The 12,051-nt window shown below is 43.8% G+C and carries 5 protein-coding genes; 3 read left to right on the plus strand and 2 right to left on the minus strand.

All coding sequences use genetic code 11. The features are described 5' to 3' along the window. Positions 1–49 precede the first annotated feature (49 nt). Together DP117_RS02450 and DP117_RS02455 are read left to right on the plus strand one after the other, a co-directional pair. Positions 50–1,927: a DNA-directed RNA polymerase subunit gamma gene (locus tag DP117_RS02450; RefSeq protein WP_169216747.1), complete on the plus strand. Its 1,878-nt coding sequence runs from the start codon at positions 50–52 to the stop codon at positions 1,925–1,927. Between the two features lie 174 nt (positions 1,928–2,101). Beyond that, positions 2,102–6,187 carry a DNA-directed RNA polymerase subunit beta'' gene (locus tag DP117_RS02455; protein ID WP_169216748.1) on the plus strand — a complete coding sequence of 1,362 codons (4,086 nt, stop codon included), beginning with the start codon at positions 2,102–2,104 and terminating at the stop codon, positions 6,185–6,187. Between the two features lie 36 nt (positions 6,188–6,223). Here DP117_RS02455 and DP117_RS02460 read toward each other — a convergent pair whose 3' ends face one another. Both DP117_RS02460 and DP117_RS02465 read right to left on the minus strand, forming a co-directional pair. Next, complete coding sequence (locus DP117_RS02460) at positions 6,224–7,681, minus strand: AAA family ATPase (RefSeq protein ID WP_248277495.1); 1,458 nt, start codon at positions 7,679–7,681, stop codon at positions 6,224–6,226. Between the two features lie 428 nt (positions 7,682–8,109). Then, complete coding sequence (locus tag DP117_RS02465; RefSeq protein WP_169216750.1) at positions 8,110–9,738, minus strand: cellulase family glycosylhydrolase; 1,629 nt, start codon at positions 9,736–9,738, stop codon at positions 8,110–8,112. A gap of 952 nt (positions 9,739–10,690) precedes the next feature. Here DP117_RS02465 and hisD point away from each other — a divergent pair. Beyond that, positions 10,691–11,992 carry a histidinol dehydrogenase gene (gene hisD / locus DP117_RS02470; RefSeq protein WP_169216751.1) on the plus strand — a complete coding sequence of 434 codons (1,302 nt, stop codon included), beginning with the start codon at positions 10,691–10,693 and terminating at the stop codon, positions 11,990–11,992. The last annotated feature ends 59 nt before the right edge of the window (positions 11,993–12,051 follow it).

The following is a 12,051-nucleotide window of genomic DNA, read 5'->3' on the forward strand; positions in this document are numbered from 1 at the left end:
AACCCGTGTTCCAACAGAAGTCATAACTTACTAAACAGTTTAGACAAAGATGAGAGCAGCCCAGAATAATCAGTTTGACTACGTTAAAATCGGCTTGGCATCACCAGAACGTATTCGGATCTGGGGTGAGAGAACTTTACCAAATGGTCAGGTTGTTGGTGAAGTTACAAAGCCAGAAACTATAAATTACCGTACTTTAAAACCGGAGATGGATGGCTTGTTCTGCGAGCGCATCTTTGGTCCGGCTAAAGATTGGGAATGCCATTGTGGTAAGTATAAGAGAGTTCGTCACAGAGGAATTGTGTGTGAGCGCTGTGGCGTAGAAGTGACTGAATCACGAGTGCGCCGCCATCGCATGGGTTACATTAAACTCGCCGCACCTGTCGCTCACGTTTGGTACCTCAAAGGCATTCCCAGCTATATCTCCATCCTGCTAGATATGCCCTTACGGGATGTGGAGCAAATCGTTTATTTCAATTCCTATGTTGTTCTTAGTCCCGGCAATGCTGAAACTTTAACTTACAAACAGTTACTGAGTGAAGACCAGTGGCTGGAAATCGAAGACCAAATTTATAGCGAGGATTCTACACTTCAAGGGGTAGAGGTTGGTATTGGTGCAGAAGCCTTGTTGCGATTACTCGCCGATATCCACTTAGAAGAAGAAGCTGAATCCTTGCGGGAAGAAATTGGTACCGCCAAAGGTCAAAAGCGGGCAAAGCTCATTAAACGGCTACGGGTGATTGACAACTTCATCGCCACTGGTTCTAAGCCTGAGTGGATGGTTATGGCTGTGATTCCTGTCATTCCCCCAGACTTGCGTCCGATGGTACAACTCGACGGTGGACGGTTTGCGACGAGCGATTTGAATGATTTATATCGCCGAGTCATTAACCGCAACAACCGTTTGGCACGCCTGCAAGAAATTTTGGCTCCTGAAATTATTGTTCGTAACGAAAAGCGGATGCTGCAAGAAGCAGTGGACGCTTTGATTGACAATGGTCGTCGGGGACGCACGGTTGTAGGAGCAAACAATCGACCACTGAAATCTTTGTCCGACATCATCGAAGGTAAACAAGGACGTTTCCGGCAAAACTTGCTCGGTAAACGAGTTGACTACTCCGGACGTTCTGTAATTGTTGTCGGACCAAAGCTTCACATCCACCAGTGCGGGTTACCACGAGAAATGGCGATTGAGCTATTTCAACCATTTGTCATCAATCGGCTGATTCGTAGCGGAATGGTGAATAATATCAAAGCTGCGAAAAAGTTGATATCTCGTTCTGATCCAAGTGTTTGGGATGTCCTAGAAGAAGTGATTGAAGGACACCCTGTTCTACTTAACCGTGCGCCAACGCTGCACCGTTTAGGTATTCAAGCTTTCGAGCCAATCTTAGTAGAAGGAAGAGCAATTCAGCTACACCCACTCGTTTGTCCAGCATTTAACGCTGACTTCGACGGTGACCAAATGGCGGTACACGTACCTTTGTCTTTGGAATCTCAAGCAGAAGCACGGTTACTCATGCTGGCGTCTAATAACATTTTGTCACCAGCAACTGGTAGACCAATTATTACACCCAGCCAAGACATGGTGTTAGGGGCGTATTACTTAACAGCAGAAAACCCCAATGCGACAAAAGGCGCAGGGCGGTACTTTACTTCTCTTGATGATGTCATCATAGCTTACGAGCAGAAACAAGTTGAGCTACATGCCTATATCTACGTGCGATATGACGGTGAAGTAGAGACAAGTGAACCAGATACAGAACCTGTTGAAGTCACACCCAATGACGATGGTAGCCGGACTTTGCTATATAAGTTCCGTCGAATCAGAGAAGATGCTCAGGGAAATATGATTTCCCAGTATATACGGACAACAGCAGGTCGCGTTATTTACAATAAAGCAATTCAAGAAGCGATCGCTAGTTAACTGCTACGTAGACTCAAGAGTCAGAAAGTCCAAAATGATAACAAGTTTTTGACTAATGACTCTTGAGTCAGGATCCACCACCAACGGGAGAGCCAGTCGCCTAGACGCACCGAAAGCCGTCTTTCGTGCTGGCTCACTAAGGACTCATGACTAATGACTAAGGACTAATGACTCATGACTAATGAAAAAATGGTTTTTCGCAATCGCATCGTTGACAAAGGTCAACTGAGGAACCTTATCTCTTGGTCGTTCACCCATTATGGTACGGCGCGGACAGCAGTCATGGCGGACAAATTAAAAGATTTGGGATTCCGCTACGCAACGAAAGCAGGGGTTTCCATCAGTGTTGATGATTTGATGGTTCCTCCTTCCAAGCGATCGCTTCTAGAAGCTGCTGAAGCTGAAATTCGTGCAACAGAAGAACGCTACCAACGTGGAGAAATTACCGAAGTTGAGCGATTCCAAAAAGTGATTGACACTTGGAACGGAACTTCTGAAGCTCTCAAAGATGAAGTTGTCAGTTATTTTAAGAAGACGAATCCCCTGAACTCTGTGTACATGATGGCATTTTCGGGGGCGAGGGGTAACATCTCCCAAGTCAGGCAATTGGTAGGGATGCGGGGACTGATGGCAGATCCTCAAGGGGAAATTATTGACTTGCCCATCAAAACAAACTTCCGCGAAGGATTGACCGTCACCGAATACATTATTTCATCTTATGGTGCCAGAAAAGGTCTTGTAGATACCGCACTGCGGACGGCTGACTCTGGTTATCTCACCCGCCGCTTGGTAGACGTATCTCAAGATGTGATTATTCGGGAATTTGACTGCGGTACCACCAGAGGAATTCCCTTGCGGGCAATGACAGAAGGTGGAAAAATCTTAATTAACCTTGCCACACGCTTACTCGGACGAGTCATTGGCGAAGATGTCATACATCCAAAGACAGGCGAAGTTATAGCAGCACGGAATACACCTGTTTCTGATGAGTTGGCACGCAAAATTGATAAGTCGGGAGTTCAAGAAGTTGTTGTGCGATCGCCACTCACCTGTGAAGCCGCGCGTTCTGTCTGCCAACACTGCTATGGGTGGAGTTTGGCACACGCCAAGATGGTGGATCTGGGTGAAGCCGTGGGTATCATCGCAGCACAAAGTATTGGTGAACCAGGTACTCAGCTAACGATGCGGACCTTCCACACTGGTGGTGTCTTCACTGGTGAAGTAGCGAAACAAGTCCGTGCTGAAAGTGATGGTACCATCCGTATTCCTCGTAAATTGCGAACAAGACCTCACCGCACCCGCCACGGGGAAGACGCTCAGTATGTGGAAGCCAACGGTAACATTACTTTAGAAGTTGCAACAAACAACGCTGGCTCTTCAACAACTCAAGAAATTCCTGTGACCCAAGGTTCAACACTTTATGTAGTTGATGGGCAGCAAATCAAGAAAGGTCAGTTGTTGGCAGAAGTCGCAATCAGTGGACGGACAACTCGTGTTAATACAGAGAAAGCGGTAAAAGATGTTGCCTCTGACATAGCAGGGGAAGTCAAGTTTGCCGATGTTGTGCCAGAACAAAAAACTGACCGTCAAGGTAACACCACAACAACAGCAGCGCGGGGCGGATTGATTTGGATTCTGTCAGGGGAAGTTTATAACTTACCCCCTGGAGCAGAGTTGGTAGTCAAGAATGGTGACACAATAGAAGCCAACGGTGTCTTGGCAGAAACCAAGTTAACAACTTTACATGGCGGTGTTGTCCGCTTACCAGAAGCGACCCCAGGCAAAGCAACACGGGAAATTGAGATTATCACTGCTTCTGTGGTCTTAGACCAAGCAACAGTGACAGCACAAACCGCTCAAGGTCGCAACAACTACTTAGTCACCACTGGAAACAACCAAGTCTTTAACTTGAGAGCAACCCCAGGCACAAAAGTCCAAAATGGTCAAGTGGTCGCTGAATTGATTGATGACCGCTATCGCACAACCACTGGAGGATTGCTAAAATACGCCGGTGTAGACGTTCAGAAAAAAGGTAAGGCAAAGCAGGGTTACGAAGTCGTGCAAGGAGGAAGTCTCCTCTGGATTCCTGAAGAAACCCACGAAGTGAACAAAGATATCTCCCTGCTGATGGTAGAAGATGGTCAGTTTGTCGAAGCTGGTACCGAAGTCGTCAAGGATATCTTTTGTCAAAACAGCGGCGTGATCGAAGTCACCCAGAAAAACGACATTTTGCGGGAAGTGGTCGTTAAACCAGGAGAACTGCTGATGGTGGATGACCCAGAAGCAGTCATGGGCAAAGATGGTACTTTTGTTCAAGCTGGTGAGGAATTGTTAGGGCAAGTCGTCACAGAGTTGCGCTACATCGAGTATGTGGAATCACCAGAAGGCCCAGGACTATTAAGCCGTCCGGTTGTTGAGTTTGCAGTACCCAACAATCCTGATGTGCCATCAACCACATCAGTTAGTCAACAAACGAGTCGCTCAATTCAATTGCGGGCAGTACAGCGTCTGCCTTATAAAGATTCTGAGCGTGTTAAAACTGTCGAAGGTGTTGAATTGCTCCGAACCCAACTGGTATTGGAGATTGAGCAAGAAGGCGAACAAGATCATAACGCTTCCCCGTTAGCAGCAGATATTGAATTGGTTACCGATATCGATGACCCAGAAATTCAACGCTTACAGCTGGTTATTTTAGAATCGTTGGTGCTTCGTCGGGATATCGCTGCTGACGCAACCCAAGGCAGTACTCAGACAAGCTTAGAAGTCGAGGATGGACAAACAATACTACCAGGCTCAGTGATAGCACGTACTCAAATCTTATGTAAAGAAGGGGGTATTGTGCGGGGTGTGCAAAAAGGAACTGAGGCAGTTCGCCGCTGTTTAGTGTTGCGCCATAGTGACATGACTAAGACGAATCTAAATGCTCCACCCAAAGTTAAAGTTGGTGATTTGGTAGTAGAAGGCGTAGAACTTGCTCCTGGAGTCTTTGCTGAAGAATCTGGGCAAATCGTGGCTGTGCAGAAGGGCGAAGGAAAGGCGCAGAAGACACAAGGAGAAGTTGCGCCTACAGAGGAATCAGCACTCACCGCTGCAAACTACTCTGTCACACTCCGAGTTGGTCGTCCTTACCGCGTCAGTGCAGGTGCTGTGTTGCAGGTAGACGATGGCGATTTGGTACAGCGTGGTGACAACTTGGTGTTGTTAGTCTTTGAACGTGCCAAAACTGGAGACATCATTCAAGGTTTGCCTAGAATTGAGGAACTCCTTGAAGCTCGTAAACCAAAAGAAGCGTGTATTCTAGCACGTCGTACTGGTGAAGTCAAGGTCGTTTACGGCGATGGTGATGAAGCTATTGCAATAAAAGTTATTGAATCCAGTGGGGTGGTTAGCGATTATCCCCTTGGACCTGGACAAAACTTGATTATTCCAGATGGATCGCAAATCACTGCAGGACAAGCATTAACTGATGGACCTTCCAATCCTCATGAAATTTTGGAAATCTTCTTCAATCTAGGTTCTGAAGACGGAATCTATGCCTGCGCCAGCCATGCCTTGCAAAAGGTACAGACGTTCTTGGTGAACGAAGTGCAATCGGTGTATCAGTCCCAAGGTATTGATATTGCTGACAAGCACATTGAAGTGATTGTCCGCCAGATGACTTCAAAAGTACGGATAGATGATGGTGGCGACACAAGCATGCTCCCCGGAGAATTGGTAGAATTGCGCCAGGTTGAGCAAGTTAATGAAGCAATGGCAATCACTGGTGGTGCGCGAGCTCAGTACACCCCCGTACTACTGGGTATTACCAAAGCATCATTGAACACTGATAGCTTTATTTCTGCTGCATCCTTCCAAGAAACAACACGTGTCTTAACTGAAGCTGCGATTGAAGGTAAGTCTGACTGGTTGCGCGGCTTAAAGGAAAACGTGATTATCGGACGACTGATTCCCGCTGGTACCGGGTTTAATGCCTATGAAGAACCTGGTGCGATCGAAGACTATGTTACTGATATGAATAGCAGTGTCTTGGATGAAGTTGACGATCCATTAGATATGGTGTTGGATGATCGTACAGCCCGAAGCTATCAATTAGATTCTCCCACTCTTGGAGCAGATGGATTTGGTACCAGACGTGGTTCAGAAAAGTCGATTTTGGATGAGGATGATTTAATTCTTTCTTCTGATAGCGAAACCGACATTGATGATCTTGTAGAAGACGACTACGATGAAGACGATGATTATGACGATGACGACGAGTAGTATTTAGTCTGCTTAGTTATCTATAATTTAGTAACCTCACCTCAACTTCTCTACTAACTTAGGAGAAGTTGGGGTGAGATTTTTTTGGCTAACCATTGGTATTTCAATCATAAACTTTGTAGCTTTTCCCAAAATTGATTGTTTTTTGGCTTCAGGAATCAAAGAATAAGCAGCTTGTCGTACTCGGTCATGTACAAATTTGTATTGAGGTAATTTAGAATTAGCATTTGGTAGCTGTTTAGGCTCTTGATTAGAGATAATTCCTGACGAAGGATTCTGAGTGAGCAATAATTTGTCATTAACAACATCAACTTCAAGTAGAATTAGCCCTTCAACTAACGCCGTCCACAAGTCACCAGCTGTATCTACTACAGATTTTTGATAAACAATGCTAAGAGTATTTAAATCAAAAGAGTTACCAATACAAGCAGCCAATTTCAAGAGTTTTTTAGTATGTGTTGGTAACTTCTCCATTTGAAGTATCATGAATTCTACAACATCATCTGTTAAAGCTAAAGCTTTTACCTTAGTCAGATCACACTGCCAATGACCAGTATCAACATGGAATTGAATCGCCTCTTCATAGTACAAAAATTTCAGGAATCGATGAATCAAGAAGGGGTTGCCTTTCGTTTTTGCAAATACCATTTGATTGAGAGGAATAGCAACTTTTTCTGCACAACAAAGAATATCAGCAATGAGACTATTTGAATTAGCTTGATTTAATGTTTCTATATTAATAGAATGAATTCTTGCTTTTGTTTTTCTAATTTCATTTAGTGTTAAAGAAAGCGGATGAGTTCTTGAAAATTCATTATTCCGATAAGCACCAAGAATAAGTAAACCTCCTTCGGTATCGTCATCTCTTTTCTTATCCTCTAATAGAGAATAAGACAAAGTAAGATTTTTAAGATTGATATCACTGCCACTCATGAAGAATTGAATAAAGTTTAAAGAAGCTGCATCCGCCCAATGCAAGTTATCTAGAAAGATAACCAAAGGATGCTCTTTGGTGGTAAAAATTTGGATGAATTTTTTCAAGAAAAAATTGAAACGATGTTGAGCCGCAATTCCAGAGAGTTCATTAACGATAGGTTGCTTACCAATAATAAGTTCAAGTTTAGGAAGAACATCAATTATAATTTGAGCTTGCTCACCTAATGCTGATAAAATTTTAGCTTTCCACTGTTGAATTTCAGCATCCGTTTCAGTTAGTAATTGTTCGATTAAATCCTCAAGGGCTTGTATCAACCCTGACAAGGGAATATCACGTTTCAATCTGTCAAATGTCCCTTCGATAAAGTACCTATGCTGTTGCGCGATAACTTTGTGAACTTCGTTGACGACTGCTGTCTTGCCCACACCAGGGACACCAGCTACTAATATCATTTCAGTTGTCCTGCTACCTTTGACTCGCGCAAAAGCAGCAAGTAGGGTTTCAACTTCATGTTGGCGACCATAGAGTTTTTCAGGAATAAGGAAACGGTCAGACATATTCTGTTTTTTTAACCTATCTTGAAAGCTAGGATATTTACGCCGTAGAAGTTTTATAGCAACTTGTTTGTGGTCTTGTTTTTTGATTCCTCGATATACCAAGGTTTTGCTGCTTGCATGAATTTGCTCAAAAATTTGATAACTAGTTAGTTTCAGCATTACTGCCTTACCTTTACATCATTAATAACTTTATTTAAGGTTATTATTCCCTACCTGTGAGTGATAAGACGCACAAGCCAGAGCATCCCAATGCATGCAAAAAGACTGACGAATAGAAGTCGCTTCGCCAGCAATATCATTTATTCACGGGGTTTTCTTTTTACCACAACCCTATTCCGCCACGGCTGGACCTCGCGGCGTTAGTCCAGAAGACACGCTACGCGCTTCGGTTCAAAGGCATGCTTTTTACTTGGTTGACTGTAATCTTTTCACCTTTGACTCTTGACTCTGACTTTCGTTGGCTGATAGTCTGAACCTAGTTTATTCGCACAAAAACCAAGGTCGCGTACTTGATTTGGCTCAATAATCTGTCCCCAATCTAGAGGTGTGACAACATACTGCGTTGCTCCTTGAGGTCTAAAGTTACCATTCCAAGAGTTATTAATTGCAGCCTGTTTCATCTGAAATGTCATTTGCCAATTGTTAGCCTTGGTATTACCCTGATTCATAATTTTGAAGCTGACACAAAATCCCGTTTGCCAATTTGCATAAATGTCATAACTTACTGTTAGTTCAGGATAAGAGGCGGAAAAACGTGTAAGAGGAGATAAGAGATTCTGTGATGGAGAGATAGAGGAAGGAGTTTTCTCCATACCCTCTTCCATCTGCGCGGGTGCTACTTGAGAGACATTAACTGGTAGTAATTGGGACAGTAATTGCTGCTTAGGAATATCAATACTTTGCCAATCATCTAATAAAATACCACCTGTATCAGCACTGTTAGGATTCCAACTCCAGTAGGCAAAACTCAAGTTTTTCTGTTTGATATATTTCACAAATTCGTTTTGCCAAATTCCTTCTTTAGAATTTGTATCTACTTTCCTTCCACCAAACTCACCAATAAAAATAGGTGCCAGAGTTTGACTAGAAATATAGTGAAATCCTATTTGCCAGCGATTGACGAGATCTTTAGGAAACTTTGGATCCGAAAACCAAGGCTGATCTGCAACTCCTGGACCGTATTCATGGGGTGAATAGACAAGCTTGTTGCGACGAGATAAACGCACTGGGTAGCGTTTCACTCCTTCTAAATTACCACCGTGCCAGTGGCTGGGCAGTTTTTGTGTCGGAACATTCTTTTCTATCCCTTCGACAACAATCAGCCAGTTAGGGTTAACTTCAAGAATCGCATTACCTGCTCGTTCTGCTGCAAGTCGCCAGTCTGTTGCTAAATCGTTAGTACCCCAGCTTGCTTTTCCGTGAGGTTCGTTTTTCAGGTCTGCACCAATAACGTTGGGTTGATTCTTATACCTATTGGCTAACATTGTCCAGGTATTAATCCAATCTGCTTCTGTGAACTTCTCGTTGTACCATAATTCGGAAATACGTTTGTCATTCAAACAGTGATTATCCAGTAGAATCAGTAACCCTTGACGTTCAGCTTCCTGAACAATTAAGTCCATAACCTCTATTGGAGTTTTCCCTTCAAAATCTTTGTTATTACCGATACTGAAATCAATACCGCTGATATTAAGCGAACTTAAAGCTTCCAAAGAATATGGCAAGCGAATCAGGTTATATCCGAGTGTGCTAATTTGTGCCAGTATATCTTTATAATCTCGCTTCCACAAGCCGTGCGGTGCATGCGTTTCTGTTTCCATGCCAAACCAGTTCACACCTAGTAGCAAGACTTGGCGACCTTTGGCATCGATAATTTTTGCACCACGAGTTGAAAGTGGTAATTCCATAATCATTTCAGTATTCATCTGATTTACCTGGCTTCGAGCAGGCAAATTAGCAACTATACTTAGAAAAAAAACTACTGTAGCTACTGGTGCTATAAGTAACTGGTGATTAAATTTTAAGTTTTTCCGTTTCTTTTTATAGAAATATTGCATACTATGGTTTCCTTGGAGTCGCTTTGGTGAGGTCAATACTTACTTATCACGTTGACCGGACTTTAACTTATTCACGGTGAAAAAATTTCTAAATACGATCACCCAAAACATCTTGCCAAACATCAGAAGAATCTCAAGCGTAAACACTAAAAGCTAGCACGCAAACAAAAGGCAGCCTATGTCTTCGACACGGGCTTTGCCGAACAGCCGAAGGCAAGGCTGGGTAGTTCACCATACGCTAATAGCTTACTAGAACACCGAACATTGACACTCTGCGGTCGCGCATACACGCAGATTCTTGCATCATAGGGATCCCGGTGCCTCAAGTTTGTTCTTTACTCTAGAAAGGTGCTATAGTTAGAGACTACGCCAAAAAAAAATTGACAAAACATTTATCAATTAAAAATCCTTGTTGAAATTCCTAAATTTTAGTTAAGAAAAGGTTATGATAAGTGAACATTGTCAATGTAGTTCCTTCCTAGGAGAAATCTATTGCTCTCAATAGGATGATATGAACGGTTAGAACTCAAAAGTGAACATACAGCAATTAGGCACATCGCTTCTGTAAATATGTTGGTAAGTCAAGTCAAAAATGAGTAATAATCATACTCATATCCTACTTAGACTCGAAAAACGGGATGAATAAGCATATAGTTGACCGGCTGTAAACTCTGGGAGTTAGAGTCATACCTGAGATTGGGAACTGGCACGCCTACTCGCTGGTACTAATAGCAAATTTGGCTCTCCCGGTGTTAGGTCAGCCAAAAGGCAAGTCAAAAATCATCATTTTGTTGCCTTCTGACACAAACCATGTGCCTAAAGCCGTGGAAGTATCAAAAAAATCCAGGTTAAGCTAGAGAAGAGAGTTAAGTTCGCTTGATACTCTTTCGGGTAAAGAGCAAAACTCATTCTCACCGCAGGAATTTTCTCAAGTTGGCATTGTCCTTACTCCATGCTGCGAATCATTACTCAGCAGGCAGACGTTAGAGCAGAACTACAACGGATCTGCGATCGCACCCATGATGAACAGGTGCTTCACAAAGAGGCAACAGTGCGGGAAGTGTTGCAAGCAGTGAAGCGCCAAGGCGATAACGCTGTACTGCATTACACAACCGAATTCGATAAGCAAACCCTCAAGCCAGATGAACTGCGCGTGACAGGCTCAGAACTGGATGCAGCCTACCAACAGGTATCAAAGGAATTGCTCCAGGCCATCAGGCTTGCTTGCCGTCAAATCGATACATTTCACCGCCAGCGAGTCCCCAAAAGCTGGGTACAATTTGGCGATGATGATGTCGTGTTAGGCAAGCGCTACACACCAGTAGACAAAGCAGGGTTGTATGTACCGGGTGGTCGCGCCGCTTATCCAAGCACGGTATTGATGAATGCAATTCCGGCAAAGGTAGCAGGTGTACCGCATGTGGTCATGGTCACACCACCAGGAACAGACAAAGCAATTAACCCAGCAGTGCTGGTAGCAGCACAAGAAGCTGGAATCCAAGAAATTTATCGCGTCGGAGGCGCACAGGCGATCGCCGCTTTAGCCTATGGTACAGAAACGATTCCTAAAGTTAATGTCATCACAGGACCAGGTAATATTTATGTCACTTTGGCGAAAAAACTTGTCTATGGAACTGTAGGCATCGATTCGTTAGCCGGACCAAGCGAAGTCCTCATCATTGCCGATGAAACCGCAAATCCTGTACACGTTGCCGCTGATTTGTTGGCGCAAGCAGAACATGACCCGATGGCAGCAGCAATTTTGCTGACTACGGATGCAGCTTTGGCAAAAAATGTACAAGTAGCATTGGAAAGGCAACTTGTGAACCACCCAAGACGCTTGCTGACAGAAAAGGCGATCGCTCACTACGGTTTGATAGTGATTGTCGAATCCCTAGAAGCAGCGGCCCAACTCTCAAATGAATTTGCCCCCGAACACCTAGAATTAGAAGTAGAAGATCCTTGGGAGTTACTACCACTGATTCGGAATGCGGGTGCCATCTTTTTGGGATATTCTACACCAGAAGCCGTAGGAGATTATTTGGCTGGACCGAACCACACCTTACCAACTTCCGGTGCTGCGCGTTATGCCTCAGCATTGGGAGTCGAAACTTTCATGAAACATTCTAGTATTATTCAATACTCCCAAACTGCTCTAGAAAAAGTAGCTGGTGCAATTGATGTGCTAGCAACAGCTGAAGGCTTACCTTCTCATGCTGATTCTGTAAGACGCCGAGTCCAAAAGGAAGAGTAATTTTGAATTTGAATTATTAATTTTTTCCTCAAACATTAGGGAAAATTCAGCCTATGGGT

This window comes from Brasilonema sp. UFV-L1, from assembly GCF_012912105.1.
GTDB lineage: Bacteria > Cyanobacteriota > Cyanobacteriia > Cyanobacteriales > Nostocaceae > Brasilonema.

Coding starts and splice junctions, on each gene's coding strand:
- DP117_RS02450 (WP_169216747.1), top strand. CDS start 50: ATGAGAGCAGCCCAGAATAATCAGTTTGACTACGTTAAAATCGGCTTG.
- DP117_RS02455 (WP_169216748.1), top strand. CDS start 2,102: ATGACTAATGAAAAAATGGTTTTTCGCAATCGCATCGTTGACAAAGGT.
- DP117_RS02460 (WP_248277495.1), bottom strand. CDS start 7,681: ATGTCTGACCGTTTCCTTATTCCTGAAAAACTCTATGGTCGCCAACAT.
- DP117_RS02465 (WP_169216750.1), bottom strand. CDS start 9,738: ATGCAATATTTCTATAAAAAGAAACGGAAAAACTTAAAATTTAATCAC.
- hisD (WP_169216751.1), top strand. CDS start 10,691: ATGCTGCGAATCATTACTCAGCAGGCAGACGTTAGAGCAGAACTACAA.